This is a genomic window from Cryobacterium sp. LW097, from assembly GCF_002205495.2.
GTDB lineage: Bacteria > Actinomycetota > Actinomycetes > Actinomycetales > Microbacteriaceae > Cryobacterium > Cryobacterium zongtaii.
This window is the reverse complement of sequence record NZ_CP021992.1, coordinates 285,252-306,009: the sequence shown is the minus strand read 5'-3', so window position 1 is coordinate 306,009 and position 20,758 is coordinate 285,252. Positions and strand designations below refer to the sequence as shown.

Here is a 20,758-nt window from a genome sequence, read left to right as displayed (position 1 = left end):
CGCAAGTACACCGCGCTTGCAACTACCAGTCTATGCAGCGAGGCGGTCTTCGCCAGCGCCCGGCTACGACTCCCGGGTGATCTCCACCTTCACGAACAGCTGCGACCCGCTCGACCCCGCGTACACCCCGCGCAAGGGGGCGATGTCGTTGTAGTCGCGGCCGCGACCCACACCCACGTGCCGGTCACCGATGTCGATCAGGTTGGTGGGGTCGTAGCCGCGCCACTCGCCGCAGAACCACTCCACCCAGGCGTGGGATTCGCCGGTGACGGTCTCACCGATCAGGGCCTCCGGCCTGGGGTGAAGGTAGCCGGACACGTAGCGGGCCGGGATCCCCACCGACCGCAGCGCGCCCAGCGCCACGTGGGTGATGTCCTGACAGACGCCGCGCCTGTCGGCCCAGGCCTCACGGGCGTTGGTCTTGACCCCGGTGACACCCTGCACGTAGGCCATGTTCTCCCCCACGAACCGGCAGATCGCCAGCGCAGCGTCACACGGGTCCAGCCGACCGGCGATCTCGGCGGCTGTGGCCACCACGTCCGCCGGCGGTTCGGTGAGCGAGGTCTGCCAGGACTGTTCGACCGAAGCCGTCGAGCGGGCCACCAACGCCGCCAGGTCCGCCCAGGGCATCGGATGCAGCGCGTGCTCCCGCGGCGACACCTCCACGAGGCTGTTGGCCGTGAGGGTGAGTTCGGCGTGCGGGGTGAGCACCTCGAACGACGACACCCTGGTACCCCAGTAGTCCACGTAGTTGTGGTTGCTCGAGACCGGGCTGATGTCCAGGTTGGAATACAGCACGAACTGGTCGGGGGAGGTGACCGGCAGCATCCTGGCCTCGTTGTAGGAGGTGGCTACTTCGCCCTGATACCTGTAGCCGGTGGTGTGGCGAATCCGTAGGCGCTTCACGAGGCTTCTCCGGTCCAGGTCGGCACCGCGCTGGTCGGGAAGTACCGGTGCCCGATCGACTCCGACGCGGTGCTGGTGGCGTCCAGCACCATGTCCATGTGCCCCGGCAGGTCGTTCAGGATCTCCATGATCGGTCGGTATTCCAGCTGGCTGCGGATCTGGCCGAGCACCCGCTGCGACGATTCGGAGACGCCCAGCCGGTCTGTGCGGGGTTCGAGTTCCTGCAGGCACTGCTCGGCCCGGGAAATCGAGAACACGATCGACCGGGGAAAGAGCCGGTCCAGCAGCAGGAACTCGGCGGCGTTCCGCGCTGACGGCACGCCACGATAGGTGCGCAGATACGACTCGTATGCCCCGCAGGAGCGCAGGATCGTGGTCCAGGACGGTCCGCTGTTCTCGGTCAGTGACCGGGTGGCCAGCAGCCGCGCGGTCATGTCGGCCTGCTCGAGGCTGCGGCCCAGGGTGAAGAAGTGCCAGGCGTCGTCCCGGCTGGCGCTGGACTCGACGATGCCGACGGCCAGGGCCGCGCGTTCGCGCACCCAGCCGAAGAAGTCGTGGGTCTTGGCGCTCGCGATGTTCTTCGGCATCTTCGTGTAGGTGGTGTTCAGGCATTCCCAGAGCTCGGTGGAGACGATCTCCCTGGCCCGGCGGGCGTTCTCTCTGGCGGCACCGAGCGAATACGCGATCGACGCCGGATTGGTGCGGTCGGCCGCCAGGGTCGCCAGCACATCCTTGCGGGTGAGGTCACGGTCCGGGGGCACCGGGCTGCCCATCAGGTGCAGCAGTGACCGGCAGGCCAGGTTCTCCTCGATCCACGGGTCTTCCAGCAGCAGCTGCAGGTGCACATCCAGGATGCGCGCGGTGCCGTCGCTGCGTTCGATGTAACGGCCGATCCAGAACAGGCTCTCGGCGATGCGGCTCAGCATTCGAGGGTCCCGTCTGCGGTCGTGACCGCGGTCGCTGTGCGCTGTTGCTGTTGCTGTTGTTCCTGGTCCTGGTCGCCGCCCGGCGGGGTGTCCTGCGGGGAGTGGTCGGCGACCCTGGGCGGGATGATGGAGATCGACTGGGTATTCGCGGCCTGGTCGTTGACGAGGCCCTGGATGTTCCGGGCCGACCCCATGCTGTGGAAATCGGGCTCGAGACCGATCACCCAGGTGTCCTTGGAACCGCCGCCCTGGCTGGAGTTAACGACGAGCTCACCCTCGGGTAGAGCCACCCGGGTGAGGCCGCCAGGCAACACCCAGACGTCCGTCCCGTCGTTCACCGCGAACGGCCGCAAGTCCGCGTGCCGGGGCCGCATGCCGTCGTCGACGAGGGTCGGGATGGTGGACAACTGCACCACGGGTTGGGCGATCCAGCCGCGCGGGTCCAGGAGCAACTGCTTCCGCAGGGTCTCCAACTCGGCCTTCGACGCGGCGGGGCCGACCACGAGGCCCTTGCCGCCGGAGCCGTCGACGGGCTTGACGACCAGCTCATCGAGCCTGTCGAGTACCTCCTCGAGCGCGAGGGGGTCTTCGAGCCGCCAGGTGTCGACGTTGGGGATGATCGCGTCTTCGCCGAGGTAGTACTTGATCAGCTCGGGCAGGTAGGTGTAGACGAGCTTGTCGTCGGCGACCCCGTTGCCCACGGCGTTGGCGATGGTCACATTGCCCAGCCGCGCGGCCATCAGGATGCCCGGTGATCCCAGTTGCGAGTCGGCGCGGAACTGCAGCGGGTCCAGGAACTCGTCGTCGACCCGGCGGTAGATCACGTCGACCCGGGTGGGTCCGGCCGTGGTGCGCATCCACACCCGGCCGCCCGAGCAGAACAGGTCGCGGCCCTCCACCAGCTCCACGCCCATCAGCCGGGCGAGCAGAGTGTGCTCGAAGTAGGCCGAATTGAAGACGCCGGGGGTGAGCACCACGATGTTCGGGTCGTCGACGCCGGCCGGGGCCGAGGCGCGCAGGGCCTGCAGCAGCTTGTTGGGGTAGTCGCCCACCGGGCGCACCCGCATCGAGACGAACAGCTCGGGCAGGGTCTGGGCCATCACGCGGCGGTTGGAGATGACGTAGCTGACCCCGCTGGGCACCCGCACGTTATCTTCGAGCACCCGCCAGGCCCCGATCTCGTCGCGGATGAGGTCAATCCCGGACACCTGGATGCGCACGTTGTTCGCGGAGACGATTCCGGCTGCCTGACGGTGGAAGTGTGTGGACGAGGTGATCAGGCCGGCCGGGATGACACCGTCGCGCACGGCGGCCTGGGGGCCGTAGATGTCGGCGAGGAAGGCCTCCAGTGCGAGGACCCGCTGTTTGATGCCGGCCTCGACGGTCACCCACTCCTTCTGCTCGATCACCCGGGGCACAGCGTCGAGCGGGAAAGGACGTTCCTCGCCGGCGAAGTCGAAGGTCACGCCCTGCGCCAGGTAGGAGCTGGCCAGCGCGTCCGTACGGCCCCGCAACTCTTCCTGGGTCATCCGGGCCAGAGCGCTGTACACGTCCTTGTAGGCTGCCCGCGCCTCCGAGGGGGCGAGCGACGACGGGTCAGGGAACATTTCGTCCCAGGCCGACGTCTGCCCTCGCTCACGGGGCGGTGCGGAGGTAGCGCCATAGCCACTGAAGAGGTCAACCATGTCTGGATGCTAACCGTCCGGTGTTGCCGGTTTGTTTCCTGACCGTGACGCCGCCGTGCGCCACAAAGGTTGCATACATGTTGCATCGATCAACCAACCAAACGGGGCGACATGGGAACAGATGGCGCCCACAGACGTCTTTGTTGCATACAGTTAGCTCAAGTCCGATGCGAATACTCCGCAAGGCGGTGATGTGGCCGCACCAAGCAGATCCGAGCACTCATGCGCACAGTTGCAGGGCCCAGACGGTTGGGGTTGCTGATCCTGGCCTGCCTGGCCGGCGCCGGCGTGCTGGTGGCGGCGCGGCTCAGTGGCGCCGACGGCGTGCTGCTGCATCCGCTCTCGGACCGGCTCCCCCTCGCGACCGCCGGCACGCTGGCCGCACCGATCCTCTCCGGCCTGCTGGGCCTGGGCGGGGGCCTGGTGGCCGCCCGTCGCAGCGGCTGGATCGACCCGAGGCTGCGGTCGCTGGTGGGGGCCGGTATCGGTGTCTGCCTGGCCTGGCTGGCGCTCGTTCTGGTCTTCTGGTTCGCCGTCCAGGCCGAACTCATGCCGGTGCTGGAGGACGGTCCGACGGCTCGTGCCGGCGCGAGCGCGCTGAGCTCCGTGCTGCTGCCCGCCACCGTGATCGTGTTGGGGGCCGCCACGGCCATCACGGCGTCGGTGCGCGCTGCGACTCGGGTGGCCGCGATCGAGGGACACGTGCAGACCGCCCGCAGCCGTGGCCTTCCCACCACCGCACCGGTCATCCGCCGGGTGTTCCGTCGTACGCTGCCCACCATCCTGGCCGTCCTGCTCGTCGAGTTCCTGGTGCTCTACGCCAGCGCGCTGACGGTCCAGGCCGTGTTCACCACACCGTCCCTCGCGACCATGCTGCCGTTGTTGCCCGCTGAGAGCCTCCCGTTCGTGCTCGGCGCCTGCCTATTGTGCATAGTCGGAGTGATCATGACCGGCCTCACGGTCGCTTCGGCCGTACTCGGCCCCGCGGCCCCGCGGCAGACCCGGCCCACGCCCGGCGGACTCGCCGCCGCGCTTCTGGCGGACTCCCGTCAGGTCAAACCGGCCCTGCCTTCCACGACGTTTCGTTCGACCGACCTCCTCGATATCAGGAACCTCTGCCTGCACGACGGTTCGGCGCAGGAGCCTCGAGACGCGCTGCACGGCATCAGCCTCACTGCGACGCGCGGTCAGGCGCTGGCGGTCGTCGGCGGCGGCAGTGACGCCACCTCGTCGCTGTGCCACGCCATCGCGGGTCTGCTCCCGCTCGACAGTCCGATCCGGTCCGGGTCGATCCTCTTCGACGGCACCGAACTCGTCGGCCTCGCGGAAGGGGAGTTCCGGCACCTGCGCGGGCAGCAGATCGGGTTTCTCCCGGCACCGGCAGCGGATCGTCTGGACCCCGACGTCCGCATCGGCCACCAACTCGCCGGGATCCTGGCCGGACGCGCGGGACACTCCCGATCCCGCGCCCGCTCCGCCGCCGCCGCGCTTCTCACCGCCGTCGGCGTCGACAACGTCGAGGCCGTGTTGTGGGCGTACCCGCATCAGGTCTCGGCGCTGATCAGCCAGCGGGTGCTGCTCGCCGGTGCCCTCGTTCGCGAGCCACAGCTTCTCATCGCCGACAATCCGACCGAGGGCCTCGACACGGCCGATGAGGAGAGCTTCCTCGACTCTCTGCATGCGCTCCAAAAGCAACTTGGTTTCACTCTCATCGTGGCATCGCCCAGAGCTGAGATCATCGCCAGGTGCGACCGCGTCGCGGTCATGAGCGACGACACCATCGTCGAGCACGCTTCGGTCCTCGAGTTGCTCATCGACCCCCGTCACCCGCACAGTCAGCGGATTCTCGCCGACCGCTCATCAGGGCCACGGCCGATCGGCCGCTGACCCGACGGTGCCGGCTGGACGGTGCCGGCCAGGCGGCGCCGACCAGATCAGCCCTCGGTGCCCGAGACGGCGTTGCGGGCTCCGAGGATATGCCCCCGCATCGCCACCTCGGCCCAGATCGCGTCTCCGGTGCGAAGCGCGGTGAGGATGTCGCGGTGCTGGTGGTTGCTGCGCGCGCGGTACTCGGCGCCGCGCCGGCGGAAGGCGGCCGCCATCAGCGGCACCCTGGCGACGGACGAGGTGAGGGTCATCAGTTGGTGGCTGCGAGAGGCCGCAACCACGATGTGGTGGAATTCGGCGTTGAGGCTGCTCAGCGCGGCGAGGCCGGCGTCGTCATCCGCTGTCAACACGGGTTCCATGGCGTCGATCAGCGCGGCGAGCCTGTCCAGTTCCTCCGCCGTGATGCGGCTGGCCGCCAGCCCGGCGGCGCGGCTCTCGAGTCCGGCCCGCACCATGTACGTCTCGCGGACCTCCTCGACGCTCCAGGCCACGACCGTGGCACCACGATTGGGCACAAAGGTCACCAGCCCGGCCTCGTCCAGTCGGCGGAGAGCTTCTCGCACCGGGGTCCGGCTGACTCCGAGTTCCTCGGCCAGAGCCTGTTCTCTCAGCATAGTGTTGGCGCTCAACTGGCCTGACAGGACGCGGGCGCGCAGGGTCAGGTAAACCGTTTCACCGCCTGTTGACGCCACGGATTCCTCCCCCTGGGCAGAGGCACACCCCGCCGCATCTCGAGCTTTACACACCGCGGCCCCTAAAAGAGGGATACGGCGGAAAATCAGGATCGGTCGCCTCGTACTGGGGGTAGCGAGGTCATCAGGGCGCGAAAAAGGGCCCGTCTTTCGACGGGCCCTTCCTTCACGAAGGAATCCTTAGATGCTGTTCACATCGAGCGGGATGCCGGGGCCGAACGTAGTCGACACGGCGCCCTTCATGATGTAGCGGCCCTTGGAAGAGCTCGGCTTGAGGCGAACGATCTCCTCGAGTGCGGCACCGATGTTCTCGTTGAGCTGGTCGGCGGAGAAGGAAGCCTTGCCCACGACGAAGTGCACGTTGGAGTGCTTGTCGACGCGGAAGGCGATCTTTCCACCCTTGATGTCGTTCACGGCCTTGGCCACGTCGGGCGTCACGGTTCCGGTCTTCGGGTTGGGCATGAGGCCGCGCGGGCCCAGGACCTTTCCGAGACGACCGACCTTGCCCATGAGCTCGGGGGTCGAGACTGCAGAGTCGAACGAGGTGTAGCCGGCGGCCACCTTCTCGATGAGCTCGTCGCCACCGACCTCGTCGGCGCCGGCAGCGATGGCTGCGTCGGCCGCGGGGCCCGTTGCGAAGACGATGACGCGGGCGGTCTTGCCGGTGCCGTGAGGAAGAATCACGGTGCCGCGGACCATCTGGTCTGCCTTGCGGGGGTCGACGCCGAGCTTGAGCGCGACCTCAACGGTGGAGTTGAACTTGACGGAACCGGTCTCGCGGGCGAGGGTGACGGCTTCGGTGGGGGTGTAGAACTTATCGGCTTCGATCTTCTCGACCGCAGCGCGGTAGGCCTTTGACTTCTGTGCCATTTGAATCTCCTGTAGATGCATGTGCTGAGAGCGTGGTTTTCGTGAGCCTGGCTGGCTCTTCCACTTGGTGCCTGTCGGCAGATCGAGATCGATCATGCCCGTCGGCTGGTGTTCGACGAATCGAACGAAGGGGTATTAGCCCTCGACCGTGATGCCCATGGAGCGAGCGGTTCCGGCGATGATCTTCGACGCAGCGTCGAGGTCGTTGGCGTTGAGGTCAACCATCTTGGCCTCGGCGATTTCGCGAACCTGCGCCTTGGTGAGCTTGGCAACCTTGACGGTGTGCGGCGTTCCGCTGCCCTTGGCAACTCCGGCGGCCTTCTTGATGAGCTCCGCTGCAGGCGGGGTCTTCAGGATGAACGTGAACGAACGGTCGTCGTAAACGGTGATCTCAACCGGGATGACGTTGCCGCGCTGGGATTCCGTCTGGGCGTTGTATGCCTTGCAGAATTCCATGATGTTGACGCCGTGCTGTCCCAGCGCCGGCCCGATGGGCGGTGCGGGGTTGGCGGCGCCGGCCTTGATCTGAAGCTTGATCAGACCAGTAACCTTCTTCTTCGGTGCCATTGTTCTTCCTTCGTTATTGATGTTCGAGCGGCCGCGAAGGTCGCTCTCCCGGTGGCCCGGATGGGCCCCGGTGGTTCAGGGCTCTGCTGGCTGGAGGCCGGCGGAGCCTAAAGCTTGGTGACCTGGTCGAAGCTGAGCTCGACCGGGGTCTCACGCTCGAAGAGCGATACGAGCACGATGAGCTTGCCGCTCTCGGGCTTGATCTCGCTGATCGAACCGGGCAGGCCCGCGAACGAGCCTTCCTTGATCGTGATGGTCTCGCCGATTTCGTAGTCGATCTCGGCGGGCAGAACGCGCTGCGCGGCCTTGCCGGGAGCACCGGACTTGGTGGCCGGAACATCCTTGATCTCAACGAGGCCCTTGAGCATGCCGAAGGCCTCTTCGAAACGCAGCGGGGTGGGGTTGTGCGCGTTGCCCACGAAGCCGGTGACGCCGGGGGTGTGACGCACGACGGACCAGCTGTCTTCGTTGAGATCCATGCGCACCAGCACGTAGCCGGGGATGCGAACACGGGTGACCATCTTGCGCTGGCCGTTCTTGATCTCGACGACGTCTTCCATCGGGACCTCGACCTGGTAGATGTAATCTTCCATGGCCATCGACTGCTTGCGGTTCTCGATGTTCGACTTCACGCGGCGTTCGAAACCGGCGTAGGAGTGGATGACGAACCACTTGCCGGGCTGGAAACGCAGTTCCTTGCGGAAGGCCTCGTAGGGGTCTTCGTCTTCGGCGTCGACCTCTTCTTCGTCTTCGACGGCTTCGACGGCGGCCTCGGCCTCGTCGGCGTTGTCGATGTCGAGGGCGTCCTCGACGATGGCGTCGGCTTCGGGGTCGGTCGACTCGGTGAGAGCGTCCAGGGCGGCGTCGAGATCGACTTCGATGTCGGCGTTCTCGTCTTCGACGTGCAGGGCGACCTGCTCGGCGGCTTCGACGGACGTTTCGTCGGCGGCGAGGGTGTTGCCCTCCTGCGCCTCATCGTCGTTGGCGGACTGCTCGGCGGCGGTGGCCCAGTCGACGTCGTCGCGATTGGTCTCAGTCACTAAATATCAATCCTTCTTCTATTGCGTGGGCGTGAGGCCGCACAGTGTTGTTCACAGCTGTGGTGCTGGCTCACCGATCCACGTGCATGATCAGTCTGGATGCCGCTCTCGCGGCACCGGTCAACTGGGAGTGCCGAATACGTACGTGACGACGAGCGCGAACACCCAGTCGAGTGCCGATACCAGCGCCATCATGATCACGACGAAAATCAGAACCACTCCGGTGTAGCTGAGCAGTTCCTTGCGGGTCGGGGTGACGACCTTGCGAAGTTCGGCCAGGACCTGCTTGATAAACAGGGACACCCGAGCGAATGGTCCGCGCTTGGTTTCGCGGGCCACTTTGGCGTTGGCGACGATTTCCTCGCTGGGTTCGTCGATAACTTTTCGGGCCACCTGTTACACCTTTCGTGGGCCGGCGGAAAGACCACCGACTTGCAGGGCGGACAGGACTCGAACCTGCAACCTGCGGTTTTGGAGACCGCTGCTCTACCAATTGAGCCACCACCCTATGAAGCGAAACCGTCCAGCTTCAAACGACCAAAATAGGCGCAAAAAAGCTTGGCAGATTTCAACTACCGGACCAAGTCTAGGTCACGGCGAGAGCCCTGTAAAGCCAGCCCCTCTGTTCCTCGAACACGACCGCCCCGTATGCTCGTACCGTGGCACACGACATCAAACGGATTTCCACCAGAATCGGCTCCATCGCGGAGTCCGCGACCCTCAAGGTCGACGGCAAGGCCAAGGCGCTGCAGGCGGCCGGCCGGCCGGTGATCAGTTTCGCTGCGGGCGAGCCCGATTTCCCCACCCCGCCGCACATCGTCGAGGCCGCACTGGCCGCCGTGTCCGACCCCCGCAACCACCGGTACACCCCGGCGGCCGGTCTGCCGGACCTGCGCGAGGCCATCGCCGCGAAGACCCTGCGGGACAGCGGCCTGGCGGTGCCCCCGTCCCGGGTCCTCGTGACCAACGGTGGAAAGCAGGCCGTCTACCAGGCCTTCGCCACCCTGCTCGATCCGGGCGACGAGGTGCTTCTGCCCACTCCGTACTGGACCACGTACCCCGAGGCGATCCGCCTGGCCGGTGGCGTTCCCGTTGATGTGTTCGCCGGCAGCGACCAGGGCTACCTCGTCACCGTGGAGCAGCTCGAGGCTGCCCGCACCGACAACACCAAGGTGCTTCTGTTCGTCTCGCCGTCCAACCCCACCGGCGCCGTCTACTCCGAGGAGCAGACCCGCGCCATCGGCGAATGGGCCCAAGAGCACGGGCTCTGGGTCATCAGTGATGAGATCTACCAGAACCTCACCTATGACGGTGTCAAAGCGGTCTCGATCGTCGAGGTCGTCCCGGCGCTGGCCGACCGCACCATCCTGGTCAACGGCGTCGCCAAGACTTACGCCATGACCGGCTGGCGGTTGGGCTGGATGGTCGGGCCCCAGGATGCGATCACCGCCGCGGCCAACCTGCAGTCACATCTCTCCTCGAACGTGTCGAACATCTCCCAGCGCGCCGGTATCGCCGCGCTGAACGGCCCGCAGGACGACGCAGAGGCCATGCGGGTTGCGTTCGACCGTCGGCGCAAGCTCATCGTCGCCGAGCTCAACAAGATCCCGGGCATCCGCACGCCCACCCCGCAGGGCGCGTTCTACGTCTACCCCGACGTGACGGGACTGCTCGGCCGCAGCTGGGGCGGGGTCACCCCCACCTCCTCGCTCGAGCTGGCCGACCTGATTCTGGATCAAGCCGAGGTGGCCGCGGTTCCCGGTGAGGCCTTCGGCCCCAGCGGCTTCCTGCGGCTGTCCTACGCTCTCGGTGACGACGCGCTCTTGGAGGGTGTCCAGCGCCTGCAGAAGCTGTTCTCCTAGGCCCGGCTCACTCCGGACCGACTTTCCCCGGCCCGTCGATGATGACGGCGAGACCGGCCCGCAGCTCCTCGAACGGGCTGCCGCCGGCGTCGACCAGCGAGGTCGGGCACCGCACCACGATGTACATGAACGATTCCGACAGCGGCATCGCCCTGGCCGCGATCTCGTTCGTGTAACTCACGCCCGCTTCAGGATCCACGTAGTCGATACGGGTGGTGAGGAACTCGATGCGCTCCGCGGCGCCGGGCAGGTTGATGCCGAAGTCGGTGAATCCGAGTTCGCCGACCAGTGTGGCGTCGTTTCCGGCCGACAGCAGCTGCTGCTCAAGCGCATCCACGGTTGCGAGAGTGTCGGTCAGATCGTCCGTCGCGCCGGCGTCGTAGGCGCTCTGCACGTTCTGGGATGACGTCAATTGGCAGCCGAGCTCCGAATTCTCGGACTGGTTGATGCCTTGCTCGTCGAACACGGTGACCCCCCAGCCGTCCAGGATCGGGTATCCCCACGCCGGGAAGGTGCCCCCGAGGTCGACCTGGTCGTCGAGGGATACGGTGCCCTCCTGCCCGGCCAGATCGGCGCCGGAGGTTGACGCGGGCGTCGGTGCGTCGGTCGGCTCCGCGACGTCGGTGGCGGCCTCCGTCGGCACCGCGAGCACTCCGGCCCGGCCCGCGTTCACCCCGTCGACCACGCTGCCGCCGACCAGGAAACCGCTGACCACCGCACCCGTGATGGACAGCACCGCGAAGCCCGCCACCGGCAGCCACGGCCGCAACGCGCTGCGACGTTTCTCTGGCGCGCCGCTCACCGGAGCGCCGGCCACTGCCGGGTCCCCCTCCGCTCCCGCGGGCTCCTGGTGCGTGTTGGCTCCATTGGCGTCGTTCATGGTGTTTCTCCCCCGGTTTGTTCCCCGAACCCTATCGACCTTTGGCATCCACCGGGTGGTGGATGGGCAGGTCGGTCGGGAGGGTGTTGCCCAGAATCGGCACTGGGACGATTGTGGGTACATGACTACTTCACCTCCGGCAGTGCGCGTCTCGCGGCTGAGTAAGTCGTACGGCGCGTTCGATGCCGTCAACGACATCAGCTTCGACATCCGCCCCGGCGAGACCTTTGCGCTGCTCGGACCCAACGGGGCCGGCAAGAGCAGCACCATCGAAATCCTTGAGGGCTACCGCGACCGTTCAGAGGGCGACGTCACGGTCCTGGGCGTTGACCCGCAGCACGCCGGTCTGGACTGGAAGGCCCGCATCGGCATCGTCCTGCAATCCAGCGGTGAGTGCGGCAACGCCACAGTGCTCGAGCAGCTGCGGCACTTCGCGAGCCTGTACCCCAACCCCCGACCGGTGGAGGAGGTCCTCGCCGCGGTCGGGCTTGAGGAGAAGGCGAAGACCCGCATCCACCGGCTCTCCGGCGGTCAGCAACGACGGGTGGATGTTGCGCTCGGCATCATCGGCCGGCCGGAACTGCTTTTCCTGGACGAACCGACCACCGGATTCGACCCCGAGGCCCGGCACCAGTTCTGGGATCTCATCCGCACCCTCAAGGGTGAGGGCACCACCATTCTGCTGACCACCCACAACCTCGACGAGGCGGCGGAGCTCAGCGACCGCGCCGGCATCATCGTGGGCGGCAGGCTCATCGACATCGGCACGATCGGCGAACTCGGCGGCCCCGCCGCCCGCATCCCGATGGTGCGCTGGCGGGACGCCGACGGGGTGCAGCGGGAGGCGCGCACCGAGACCCCCGCCGGCCTGGTCGCCCAGCTGGCCAGGGACCTCGGCGGCGAACCCGCCGAACTGCAGGTCATCCGACCCAGCCTCGAAGACATCTACCTGGGCCTGGTGCGCGGTCACGTGGCCGGCAGCACCAGTGACACCGCAAGCACGGAGGTACTCGCATGAGCGCGACCCTGACCCCGCAACCGACCCCACAGTTGCCCCAACCGGCCGGTCACCGCACTACTCGGCACGGGCTGTTCAGCCTGGGCCTGGCCCGCATCGGCTTCGAGATCAAGCTGTACTTCCGCTCCACCGACACCGTCTTCTTCACGTTCCTGTTCCCGTTCATCATGCTGGGCATCTTCACCGCGGCGTTCAGCGCCCAGGGCAACATCGGCACCAACCCGGACGGCTCCGGCGGCATCAGCGTCGGCGCGTATTACCTGCCCGGCATGCTGGCCGCGGGCATGCTGCTCTCCGGCCTGCAGAACCTCGCGATCGACATCGCCGGCGAGAAGGGCGACGGCACCCTCAAACGGCTCGGCGGCACCCCGCTGTCGCCGCTGAGCTACTTCATCGGCAAGATCGGCCAGGTGCTCGTCACGGGCATCCTGCAGGCCGTGCTGTTGCTGATCGTGGCCCGGTTCGCCTTCGACATCGCCCTGCCCACCGAGCCGGAGAAGTGGCTCACCTTCATCTGGGTGTTCCTGCTGGGCGTGATCACCTGCGCGTTCCTGGGCATCGCCCTCTCGGCACTGCCACGGTCGGGCCGCAGTGCGTCGGCCGTGGTGATCCCCATCGTGCTGGTGCTGCAGTTCATCTCCGGCGTGTACCTGCAGTTCAACGCCCTGCCGGACTGGATGCAGAACGTCGCCAGCCTGTTCCCACTCAAGTGGATGGCGCAGGGCATGCGTGCGGTGTTCCTGCCGGACAGCTTCGCCGCCCAGGAGCAGAACGGCGCCTGGGAGTTGGGCCTGGTGGCGATCGCGCTGCTGATCTGGCTGGTGGTGGGGCTCGTCGGCAGTCGGCTCACCTTCCGTTGGATCCGCAAGGACTCCTGATGCACCCGCCGTGCCCGGGGCGTGCGGCACATGGGATGCTTGTCGCATGAGCACACGGCGCTGGTGGGATGTGGCGGTCGCCGGGGCGCTGACCGTCCTCACCGTCATGGCGATCGAGGGCTCCGGCGGTGGCGCACCGGCACGGATCGGGGCGCTCCTCAGCCTCGCGGCCGTCGGCGTGGCGTACCTCGGTTGGGGCCGCCTGGCGATCGCCCGGGCAACCGACCGGCCGGAGGTCGCGCCCTCGGTTGCCGACACCGGTTTCCGGGTGGTCGTGATCGTGGCCTGTGGCGTCGCGACGGCGTTCGACCCGAGCATGGCCACGCTGCAGACGTTGGTGTTCCCGTTTCTCTGGGTGCTCGCCAGAACATACCGGGGCGCGGTGCTGCTCAACATCACCCTGGCCACCGTGACCGGGCTGGGCCTGTGGATCAGCGGCGGGCGCACGGCGGACGCCGCCGTGCAGGCGGCCGCCATCGAAGGGATCTCACTGGCGTTCGCGCTGGCGATGGGCACCTGGATCTCCCGCATCGTCGAGGCCGGCGCCTACCAGCGCCGGTTGGTGGAGGAACTCACCCTGGCCCAGGACGAGCTGGCGGCGGCGCAGCGGGATGCCGGCAGCGCGGCCGAGCGTGAGCGGTTGGCCCGCGAGATCCACGACACCATCGCGCAGAGCCTCACCAGCCTGGTGATGCTCACCCAGCGCACCCGCTCCGAGCTCGCCGCCGTTCCCGGCGACACGTCGGCCGTTGCCGACAGTCTCGACCTGATCGAGTCGACCGGGCGCGACGCCCTCACCGAGGCCCGTGCCCTGGTGGCGTCGATGTCGCCGGTGCGCGCCGCCGACGGCGACCTCGCTCACACCGTGACCCGGCTCGCGGAACGCTTCGAGAGGGAGACCGGGATCCAGGTGACCGTCGAACTCACCGGCCTCGACCCGGCGGGCGCTGACCACGGGACCGAATTGCCCCCGCTGGACCGCGCCCTCGAGGTGGTCCTGCTGCGCTGCGGCCAGGAGGGCCTCGCCAATGTGCGCAAACACTCCGGCGCCGGCGCCGCCCGCATCGCCATCGCTCGCACACCCCACGAGGTCGCCCTCACCGTCACCGACAACGGCCGGGGCCTGGGCGCTTACCGCCCGGAGTCCGAGCACGGCTTCGGGCTGACGGGTATGCGCGACAGGGTCGGCCTGGTGGGCGGCCGGCTCGAGGTGACCGACTCGGCGAACGGCTCCGGCACGGTGCTGCGGGTGACCCTGCCTCTGTTGGTGACGGCGCCCAGCACCGGCGGGCGCGGATGATCCGGGTGCTGGTCGCCGACGACCATCCGATCGTGCGCGGCGGCATTGTGGGCCTGCTCGGCGGCGCCGACGACATCGAGGTGGTCGGCGAGGCCGCCGATGGAGCCATGGCGGTGCGTCTGGCCGGCGAGTTGCGGCCCGACCTGGTGCTGATGGACCTTCGGATGCCGCACCTGGACGGCGCCGCAGCCACCGCGCAGATTCTGGAGCAGAACCCGGCCACCCGGGTGCTGATCCTCACCACGTACGAGTCCGACGACCAGATCCTCGGCGCGATCGCCGCCGGCGCCAGCGGTTACCTGCTCAAGGCGGCCCCGCAGGCGGAGATCATCGAGGGTGTGCGCTCGGTATACGGCGGCCAGACCGTGCTCGCACCCGTGATCGCCGCCAGGCTGGTGCAGCGGGTGCGGGCGGATGCCGTGCCGGCGCCTCGGCTGTCGGCCCGCGAACTGCAGGTGCTGCGTCTGGTGGCGGCCGGCGAGAGCAACCCGCAGATCGCCAGGTCACTGTTCATCGGCGAGGCCACGGTGAAGACGCACCTGCTGCACGTGTTCGAGAAGCTGGGCGTGGGCGACCGCACCCGGGCGGTCACCCTGGCGATGGAGCTGCGCCTGCTCTGACGCATCCGCTCGCCCTGGTGCCGCCTGCCAGCCAGCCGAATTATCCCGCCCACGCTCCCCAGCGCCGACGTGCCGCAAAACGCCCATTGCGATGCTTCCAAAGGGACTTTTCCCGCAAGTCACGCAAGGGGTTCTCACCGACTTGCCGCAGAATCCCCTCTGGATGCCTCCGAAGGGGTTTTTCGCGCAACTCGCGGCGCCGCGGCTAGAGCAGCGAGAAGCCCACGAAGACGGGTTCAGGGTGCAGGATGACGCCGAAGTCGGCCTGCACGCGCTGCTGTACGAACCGGGCGAGCTGGCCGATCTCGTCGGCGGTGGCGGTGCCGGTGTTGGTGATGGCCAGGGAGTGCTTGCTCGAGATCGCCGCGCCGGAGCCGGGCAGCCGGAAGCCACGGTGGATGCCGGAGTTCTCGATCAGCCAGGCGGCGCTGAGCTTCACCGTGCGCAGAACCTCGACGCCCGGCATCGGCCCTACACCGGCGTACTCGTCGAGCGGGATCACCCGGTCGGGCAGCTCGATCTCGGCCTGCTTCCAGCGCGGGGCCTCGTCGGGCAGGGTGCGGGCGAAGCTTTCGGTGACGATCGGGTTGGTGAAGAACGACCCGGCGCTGTAGGTGTCGGGGTCGGCGGCGTCGAGCACCATGCCCTTACCGGCCCGGAGGCCGAGCACGCTCTGGCGCAGTTCGGCCAGCGGCACCCGGTCGCCCAGCTGTACCCCGAGGGCATTGGCCAGCTGCGGGTAGGTCACCGGCTGACTCAGGGCGCTGCCGAGCACGGCGGCCTGTGCCGACATGTCGCGCAGCTCGAGTTCGATGGCGAGCACCACTCCGCGGCGGCCCTGCTTGAGCACCGAGGTGCGGTAGCCGAGGCCGAGTTCGGCGGCGCTGAGCCGATCCACCTCGCCGGACTCGAAGTCGAGGAAGTCTATGGTGGCCAGGCTGTTGGCCAGTTCCTGGCCGTAGGCGCCGATGTTCTGCACCGGGGCCGCACCGCTGGTCCCCGGAATACCGGAGAGCGCCTCGATGCCGGCCCAGCCGTTGGCCACCGTGAGGGCGACGAGGTCGTCCCACGGTTCGCCGGCCTGCACACGGATGCGCACCGGGCGCCCGTCGACATCCGCGTCGGTTTCCGCATCGGCGCCGGTCTCGGCCGCCGGGGCGAGCACCTCCACACCCCGGGTGCACACGCGGATGACGGTGCCGTCGAAGCCGGCGTCGGCCGCGACGGTGTTCGAGCCACCGCCGAGCAGCACCCACGGTTCGTCGGAGCCCCAGGCATCCAGGGCCGCCTGGATCAAGCCGGCCTCATCGGCCGGCGCGACGAGGTGCGCGGGGGCACCGCCGACCCGCAGTGTCGTCAGGTCGGCCAGGGTCACGGGCACCGGAACAGGCGCGGCTACAGGGTCGGTCATGGTCGCCTAGACCAGCGAGACGCGCGCCTGCGCCTTGCCGAGAACGGTGACGGAGTTGAAGGTCACGGTGAGGTCGATCCGCGCCACGCCGGCATCCGCGTCGAGCGCGCCCACCTTGGCGACCACGGTCACCACGGCGCCGAGGTCGGGGTCCACTGGCACCGGCCGGGTGAAGCGCACCTGGTAGTCCAGAACCCGGGCCGAGTCGCCGACCCAGTCGACGACGGGTTGGATAGCCAGGCCCATGGTGAGCATGCCGTGCGCGAGCACGCCGGGCAGCCCCACCGCGTGGGCTACGTCGTCGCGGTAGTGGATGGGGTTGAAGTCGCCAGAGGCACCCGCGTAGCGCACGAGGGAGTCCCGGGTCAGTGGGAAGCTGCTCTCGGCGACGATGTCGCCCACGGTGAGGCTCTCGAGGCTGGGCGTGACGGGTGCGCTGGTGGTCATTCGTCTCCCCTGACGACGAGGGTGGAGGTGGCGGTGACCACGTGGGCGCCGGTGGCATCGACGATTGTCGACTCCGCGGTGACCATCGAGTGGCCGCCCAGGCTCTTCACGCTGGCGACGCGCAGCGTTGCGGTGAGTTCGTCACCTGCCACGATCGGGCGACTGTAGCTGAACCGCTGGTCGCCGTGCACCACCCGGGTGAAGTCGATGCCGGCGTCGGGCTCGGCGAGCAGCTGGGCGAGGGTCGCCTCCTGCACCACCACGGCGAATGTCGGCGGCGCGACGATGTCGCTGTGCCCCGCGGCGCGGGCGGCGTCGGGGTCGAAATTGATCGGGTTGGTCGCGAAGACTGCACGCGAGAACTCGCGCACCTTCTCCCGGCCGACCAGATACGGCGGCACGGCGGGAAAGACCCGACCCTGGATTGCTGGATTCACGGACACGTACCGAGTGTACTTGCGCCCCGCAGAATTGTTCGGTCGGGCCGGTTAGGGCAGACTTGGCCCAGTGGATTACGTACAGGTCGCACTGACCGCCCCCGAGGTTGCCCCCCTGCTCACCGGCCTGCGCCAGGAGTACGACGCCCGCTACGGGCACGGCGCCGGCGAGTCGGTGCTGGATGTCGACGCCGGCGAGTTCGAGGCGCCGACCGGAGCGTTCGTGGTGCTCCTGGACGACGGCACGACGGTCGCGGGCGGCGGCATCCGGCGCATCGACGACACCGTCGTGGAGATCAAGCGCATGTGGACGAACCCGGACTACCGCCGCCAGGGCTACGCCAGCCGGATGCTGCGCGAACTGGCCGGCCTCGCCCGCCAGCTCGGTTATCAGACGGTGCGGCTTGAAACCGGGCACGCCCAGCCGGAGGCGCTGGCGCTGTACCGTCGGTTGGGATTCGCCGAGATCGGCAGCTACGGTCCCTACGAGAACGCGACGGCCTTCGAGCTCGACCTCGACGCTGTCACGACGAAGCCCCGCCACTGAGGCCGTAGCGGCCGGCAGTGACGGGGCGTGCGTGCGCCGGGCCGTCAGGGTCAGACGGCGGGGATGACCAGTCCGCCCCAGGTCTCCTCCATGTAGGCCTGCGTCTCGTCTGAGAGCAGCAGCTCCGTGAGCTTGACGATGCGCGGGTCGTTCTCCAGCTCTGGCGTGGTGGCCAGCACGTTGAAGTACGGGCTGTCCGAGCCCTCGATCAGGATCGCCTGGTCGGCGGTGAGGCCGGCCGGCAGAGCGAACGAGATGGTGACGAACGCCACGTCGACATCCTGCACGGCCTGCGGCAGGGTGGCGTTCTCGATCTCGCGGAACTCGTACTTGTTGGGGTTGTCGGTGATGTCGGCGAGTGAGGTGGGCTCGTCCGTCGTCTCGATCAGGCCCTCGGCGGCGAGGATCTTGAGCGCGCGGCCCTCGTTGGTCGGGTCGTTGGGGATGGCGATGGTGGCGCCGTCCTTGAGGCCGTCGAGGGAGTCCACGGTGTTGCTGTAGAACGCGGCGCTGGGCAGGTAGATCTCGCCGACGCTCACCAGGCTGCCGCCGGCCTGCTCGTTGTAGGTCTTCAGGAAGGTGGCGTTCTGGAACAGGTTCGCGTCGATCGAACCGTCGGACAGGGCCACGTTGGGGGTGTTGTAGTCGGTGAAGTCCTGGAAGGTGATGTCCAGCCCGGCGTCGGCGGCCAGGTTGTCCTGCACGAACTTGAGGATGTCGCCGGCCGGGGTGGCCAGGGCGCCCACCGTGATCGTGCCGAGGTCGTCGCCGGCTCCGGTCGTGGCGGGCTCGTCGGTCGTTCCCGCGCAGGCGGTGAGGGCGAACAGGGCGGAGAGGGTGACGGCGGCACCGGCAAGGCGCGTTCCGCGGGAGGTGAACTGCATGGGAGGGCTCTTCTCGTGGGTGGTGGTGGCCACGCCGTCATGCTGACGCGGCGCGGTCGGGTGGGGTCGGGGTTACGCGCCGGTGACGGCGCTGGCACGCAGGGCCGGCACGGTCTTCTCCGCGCGAGTCGGCCGGGACCTGTGCGCGAATCGCTTGGCCAGCATCGTCGCCAGCCCCTGCAGCACCATGACGATCACGAAGATCACGATGATCACGGCGATCATGTGGATGGTGCTGTAGCGCTGGTAGCCGTAGCGCACGGCCACGTCGCCCAAGCCGCCGCCGGCGACGGTGCCGACCATGGCCGAGAAGTTGATGATGGAGGTCACCGTGGTCGACAGGCCCAGGATCATCGGCGAGAGCGCCTCGGGCACGAGGACCTTGGACACGATCTGCCAGCGGGTCGCACCGAGCGACTCCGCGGCCTCGATCAGACCGGTGTCGACCTCCTTGATCGCGATCTCCACCATGCGGGCGAAGAACGGGATGGCCACAACGGCCAGCGGCACGATGGCGGCGGTGGGCCCGATGAAGGTGCCCACCACCAGCCTGGTGAACGGGATCAGGGCCACCATCAGGATGATGAACGGCACGCTGCGACCGAGGTTGACGACGAAATCGAGCACCCGGTTGACCACCCGGCCGAGCCGGCGGGAGCCGAACGGGCTCTCGAACAGGCCGCCGGGTTCGGTGCCGACGAGCACGATGCCCAGCGGCAGGCCCACGATGATGGTGATGAGCAGCGAGACGCCGACCATGTAGAGGGTCTGCCCGGTGCCGATGAGCAGCACCTGGAACAGGTCAGACCAGAATTGCGGCAGCGATGGATCCAGAAGCACGGTTACTCCCCCACGATTTCGACGAGCATGCCCTGGCTGCGCAGGTCTGAGATGGGCGCGGCATTGCCCGCCGCGCTGCCCGGCAGCGCCAGGCGGGTGCGGCCGGCCTGGTTGCCGCCGATGGTCTCGATGGCCGCGCCGAGGATCGACACGTCCAGACCGTAGGTGCGCGCCAGCTGCGCGATCACGGGGCGGTCGGCCGACCCGCCGCTGAAGGTGATGTCGATGACGGTGTCGCCCGGTAGCGACGGCACGGCGCCGAGCGGGAAGAGCTCGTGCGCGAGGCGGGATCCGGCGGTGGAGATCAGCGAGACGATGCGCCCCTGCTCGACGATCCGGCCGTCCTCGATCAGCGCGGCGGAGTCGCAGATGCGCTTGACGACATCCATCTCGTGCGTGATCAGCAGCACCGTCAGGCCCAGGTCGGTGTTGATGGTCTTGACCAGGTCGAGGATCGACCGGGTGGTTTCGGGGTCCAGCGCGCTGGTGGCCTCGTCGGAGAGCAGCACCTTGGGGCTGCCGGCCAGCGCCCTGGCGATGCCCACCCGCTGCTTCTGACCGCCGGACAGCTCCGCCGGGTAGGCGCCGGCCTTGTCGGCGAGGCCGACCAGGTCGAGGATCTCGAGGGCACGGCGTCGGCGGGCGTCGCCGTCGACGCCGATGATCTCGAGTCCCAGTTCCACGTTTCCGCGCACCGTGCGGCCGGCCAGCAGGTTGAAGTGCTGGAAAACCATGCCTATCTTGCGGCGGGCACGGCGCAGATCGGCGGGCGAGAGCGCGGTGAGCTCGTCACCGTCGACGGTCACGGTGCCGGAGTCCGGCCGTTCGAGCAGGTTGATCGCGCGGATCAGGGTGCTCTTACCGGCACCGCTCTGACCGATCACCCCGAAGATCTCCCCTTCGGCGACCTCGAGCGAGACGTCCTGCAGGGCAGCGGTGACGGTGCCGCCGGAGCGGAAGGTCTTGGAGACGTGCTGTACGGAGATCACGGTGGTCCTGAGGGTTCGCGCGGCCTTGTACCGCAGTGATTCCGAGTGTGTCAATCGCAACGCCGCGGGCCA

22 protein-coding genes and 1 tRNA gene are annotated in these 20,758 nt (G+C 68.1%); 7 read left to right on the top strand and 16 right to left on the bottom strand.

The features are described 5' to 3' along the window. Nucleotides 1-63: 63 nt before the first annotated feature. Genes B7495_RS01475 through B7495_RS01465 form a run of 3 tightly spaced genes read right to left on the bottom strand, consistent with a single transcriptional unit; the run spans nt 64 to nt 3,517 of the window. On the bottom strand, nt 64-906 hold the full coding sequence (locus tag B7495_RS01475; protein ID WP_088455022.1) for a transglutaminase family protein: 843 nt from the start codon (nt 904-906) through the stop codon (nt 64-66). Further along, nucleotides 903-1,832 (bottom strand): alpha-E domain-containing protein, encoded by a 930-nt coding sequence (locus tag B7495_RS01470; protein ID WP_088455021.1) that lies wholly within the window; start codon nt 1,830-1,832, stop codon nt 903-905. The genes B7495_RS01475 and B7495_RS01470 overlap by 4 nt, the downstream gene beginning before the upstream one ends. Beyond that, nucleotides 1,826-3,517, bottom strand: a complete 1,692-nt coding sequence (locus B7495_RS01465) for a circularly permuted type 2 ATP-grasp protein (RefSeq protein WP_088455020.1) — start codon at nt 3,515-3,517, stop codon at nt 1,826-1,828. The genes B7495_RS01470 and B7495_RS01465 overlap by 7 nt, the downstream gene beginning before the upstream one ends. 222 nt (nt 3,518-3,739) lie before the next feature. On the opposite strand from B7495_RS01465, the gene B7495_RS01460 reads away from it, so the two are divergent. Next, the gene (locus B7495_RS01460) at nt 3,740-5,404 is read left to right on the top strand and encodes an ATP-binding cassette domain-containing protein (RefSeq protein WP_088455019.1); all 1,665 of its coding nucleotides are present in this window, start codon (nt 3,740-3,742) and stop codon (nt 5,402-5,404) included. A 47-nt stretch (nt 5,405-5,451) separates the two neighbouring features. Here B7495_RS01460 and B7495_RS01455 read toward each other — a convergent pair whose 3' ends face one another. From B7495_RS01455 to B7495_RS01430, 6 genes are all read right to left on the bottom strand, one after another. After that, nucleotides 5,452-6,096: a GntR family transcriptional regulator gene (locus B7495_RS01455; protein ID WP_168195272.1), complete on the bottom strand. Its 645-nt coding sequence runs from the start codon at nt 6,094-6,096 to the stop codon at nt 5,452-5,454. Between the two features lie 180 nt (nt 6,097-6,276). Then, nucleotides 6,277-6,966, bottom strand: a complete 690-nt coding sequence (gene rplA, locus B7495_RS01450; RefSeq protein WP_088455017.1) for a 50S ribosomal protein L1 — start codon at nt 6,964-6,966, stop codon at nt 6,277-6,279. A gap of 135 nt (nt 6,967-7,101) precedes the next feature. Beyond that, nucleotides 7,102-7,533: a 50S ribosomal protein L11 gene (gene rplK, locus B7495_RS01445; protein WP_066592266.1), complete on the bottom strand. Its 432-nt coding sequence runs from the start codon at nt 7,531-7,533 to the stop codon at nt 7,102-7,104. A 107-nt stretch (nt 7,534-7,640) separates the two neighbouring features. Further along, nucleotides 7,641-8,573, bottom strand: coding sequence for a transcription termination/antitermination protein NusG (gene nusG, locus B7495_RS01440; protein ID WP_088455016.1), 933 nt, complete (start codon nt 8,571-8,573; stop codon nt 7,641-7,643). Between the two features lie 120 nt (nt 8,574-8,693). After that, on the bottom strand, nt 8,694-8,966 hold the full coding sequence (secE, locus tag B7495_RS01435) for a preprotein translocase subunit SecE (RefSeq protein WP_088455015.1): 273 nt from the start codon (nt 8,964-8,966) through the stop codon (nt 8,694-8,696). A 42-nt stretch (nt 8,967-9,008) separates the two neighbouring features. After that, nucleotides 9,009-9,081, bottom strand: a tRNA-Trp gene (locus B7495_RS01430). A gap of 151 nt (nt 9,082-9,232) precedes the next feature. Here B7495_RS01430 and B7495_RS01425 point away from each other — a divergent pair. Next, nucleotides 9,233-10,435, top strand: a complete 1,203-nt coding sequence (locus B7495_RS01425) for a pyridoxal phosphate-dependent aminotransferase (RefSeq protein ID WP_088455014.1) — start codon at nt 9,233-9,235, stop codon at nt 10,433-10,435. Between the two features lie 7 nt (nt 10,436-10,442). Here B7495_RS01425 and B7495_RS01420 read toward each other — a convergent pair whose 3' ends face one another. Then, on the bottom strand, nt 10,443-11,315 hold the full coding sequence (locus B7495_RS01420) for a hypothetical protein (protein WP_088455013.1): 873 nt from the start codon (nt 11,313-11,315) through the stop codon (nt 10,443-10,445). Between the two features lie 121 nt (nt 11,316-11,436). Here B7495_RS01420 and B7495_RS01415 point away from each other — a divergent pair, with 121 nt between their 5' ends. From B7495_RS01415 to B7495_RS01400, 4 genes are read left to right on the top strand one after another with little or no spacing between them, the layout of a single operon-like run. Continuing rightward, entirely contained in the window at nt 11,437-12,333 is an 897-nt protein-coding gene (locus B7495_RS01415) for an ABC transporter ATP-binding protein (protein WP_088455012.1), read from the top strand. Further along, nucleotides 12,330-13,211: an ABC transporter permease gene (locus B7495_RS01410; RefSeq protein WP_088455011.1), complete on the top strand. Its 882-nt coding sequence runs from the start codon at nt 12,330-12,332 to the stop codon at nt 13,209-13,211. The genes B7495_RS01415 and B7495_RS01410 overlap by 4 nt, the downstream gene beginning before the upstream one ends. Before the next feature lie 46 nt (nt 13,212-13,257). After that, nucleotides 13,258-14,511 carry a sensor histidine kinase gene (locus B7495_RS01405; protein ID WP_151199504.1) on the top strand — a complete coding sequence of 418 codons (1,254 nt, stop codon included), beginning with the start codon at nt 13,258-13,260 and terminating at the stop codon, nt 14,509-14,511. After that, the gene (locus tag B7495_RS01400) at nt 14,508-15,131 is read left to right on the top strand and encodes a response regulator transcription factor (protein WP_088455009.1); all 624 of its coding nucleotides are present in this window, start codon (nt 14,508-14,510) and stop codon (nt 15,129-15,131) included. The genes B7495_RS01405 and B7495_RS01400 overlap by 4 nt, the downstream gene beginning before the upstream one ends. A gap of 205 nt (nt 15,132-15,336) precedes the next feature. On the opposite strand, the gene B7495_RS01395 is transcribed toward B7495_RS01400, so the two are convergent. From B7495_RS01395 to B7495_RS01385, 3 genes are read right to left on the bottom strand one after another with little or no spacing between them, the layout of a single operon-like run. Next, nucleotides 15,337-16,542: a UDP-N-acetylmuramate dehydrogenase gene (locus tag B7495_RS01395; RefSeq protein ID WP_088455008.1), complete on the bottom strand. Its 1,206-nt coding sequence runs from the start codon at nt 16,540-16,542 to the stop codon at nt 15,337-15,339. A gap of 6 nt (nt 16,543-16,548) precedes the next feature. Then, a complete protein-coding gene (locus B7495_RS01390) occupies nt 16,549-16,989 on the bottom strand; it encodes a MaoC family dehydratase (RefSeq protein WP_088455007.1) in 441 nt (146 codons plus the stop codon). After that, nucleotides 16,986-17,432: a MaoC family dehydratase N-terminal domain-containing protein gene (locus tag B7495_RS01385; protein ID WP_088455006.1), complete on the bottom strand. Its 447-nt coding sequence runs from the start codon at nt 17,430-17,432 to the stop codon at nt 16,986-16,988. The genes B7495_RS01390 and B7495_RS01385 overlap by 4 nt, the downstream gene beginning before the upstream one ends. Nucleotides 17,433-17,496: 64 nt before the next feature. Here B7495_RS01385 and B7495_RS01380 point away from each other — a divergent pair, with 64 nt between their 5' ends. Next, nucleotides 17,497-17,973, top strand: a complete 477-nt coding sequence (locus tag B7495_RS01380) for a GNAT family N-acetyltransferase (protein WP_088455005.1) — start codon at nt 17,497-17,499, stop codon at nt 17,971-17,973. A 50-nt stretch (nt 17,974-18,023) separates the two neighbouring features. Here the strand turns inward: B7495_RS01380 and B7495_RS01375 are convergent, their stop codons facing one another. From B7495_RS01375 to B7495_RS01365, 3 genes are read right to left on the bottom strand one after another with little or no spacing between them, the layout of a single operon-like run. Continuing rightward, the gene (locus B7495_RS01375) at nt 18,024-18,890 is read right to left on the bottom strand and encodes a MetQ/NlpA family ABC transporter substrate-binding protein (RefSeq protein ID WP_240632339.1); all 867 of its coding nucleotides are present in this window, start codon (nt 18,888-18,890) and stop codon (nt 18,024-18,026) included. Nucleotides 18,891-18,929: 39 nt separating this feature from the next. Beyond that, nucleotides 18,930-19,697 carry a methionine ABC transporter permease gene (locus tag B7495_RS01370; protein WP_255416763.1) on the bottom strand — a complete coding sequence of 256 codons (768 nt, stop codon included), beginning with the start codon at nt 19,695-19,697 and terminating at the stop codon, nt 18,930-18,932. Between the two features lie 2 nt (nt 19,698-19,699). Continuing rightward, on the bottom strand, nt 19,700-20,686 hold the full coding sequence (locus B7495_RS01365) for a methionine ABC transporter ATP-binding protein (RefSeq protein WP_088457815.1): 987 nt from the start codon (nt 20,684-20,686) through the stop codon (nt 19,700-19,702). Nucleotides 20,687-20,758: the final 72 nt, after the last annotated feature.

What these genes read in the sequence shown, in the direction of transcription:
- B7495_RS01470 (WP_088455021.1), bottom strand. Translation starts at nt 1,832, where the DNA reads ATGCTGAGCCGCATCGCCGAGAGCCTGTTCTGGATCGGCCGTTACATC.
- B7495_RS01465 (WP_088455020.1), bottom strand. Translation starts at nt 3,517, where the DNA reads ATGGTTGACCTCTTCAGTGGCTATGGCGCTACCTCCGCACCGCCCCGT.
- B7495_RS01460 (WP_088455019.1), top strand. Translation starts at nt 3,740, where the DNA reads ATGCGCACAGTTGCAGGGCCCAGACGGTTGGGGTTGCTGATCCTGGCC.
- rplA (WP_088455017.1), bottom strand. Translation starts at nt 6,966, where the DNA reads ATGGCACAGAAGTCAAAGGCCTACCGCGCTGCGGTCGAGAAGATCGAA.
- rplK (WP_066592266.1), bottom strand. Translation starts at nt 7,533, where the DNA reads ATGGCACCGAAGAAGAAGGTTACTGGTCTGATCAAGCTTCAGATCAAG.
- B7495_RS01420 (WP_088455013.1), bottom strand. Translation starts at nt 11,315, where the DNA reads ATGAACGACGCCAATGGAGCCAACACGCACCAGGAGCCCGCGGGAGCG.
- B7495_RS01415 (WP_088455012.1), top strand. Translation starts at nt 11,437, where the DNA reads ATGACTACTTCACCTCCGGCAGTGCGCGTCTCGCGGCTGAGTAAGTCG.
- B7495_RS01410 (WP_088455011.1), top strand. Translation starts at nt 12,330, where the DNA reads ATGAGCGCGACCCTGACCCCGCAACCGACCCCACAGTTGCCCCAACCG.
- B7495_RS01405 (WP_151199504.1), top strand. Translation starts at nt 13,258, where the DNA reads ATGAGCACACGGCGCTGGTGGGATGTGGCGGTCGCCGGGGCGCTGACC.
- B7495_RS01400 (WP_088455009.1), top strand. Translation starts at nt 14,508, where the DNA reads ATGATCCGGGTGCTGGTCGCCGACGACCATCCGATCGTGCGCGGCGGC.
- B7495_RS01395 (WP_088455008.1), bottom strand. Translation starts at nt 16,542, where the DNA reads ATGACCGACCCTGTAGCCGCGCCTGTTCCGGTGCCCGTGACCCTGGCC.
- B7495_RS01390 (WP_088455007.1), bottom strand. Translation starts at nt 16,989, where the DNA reads ATGACCACCAGCGCACCCGTCACGCCCAGCCTCGAGAGCCTCACCGTG.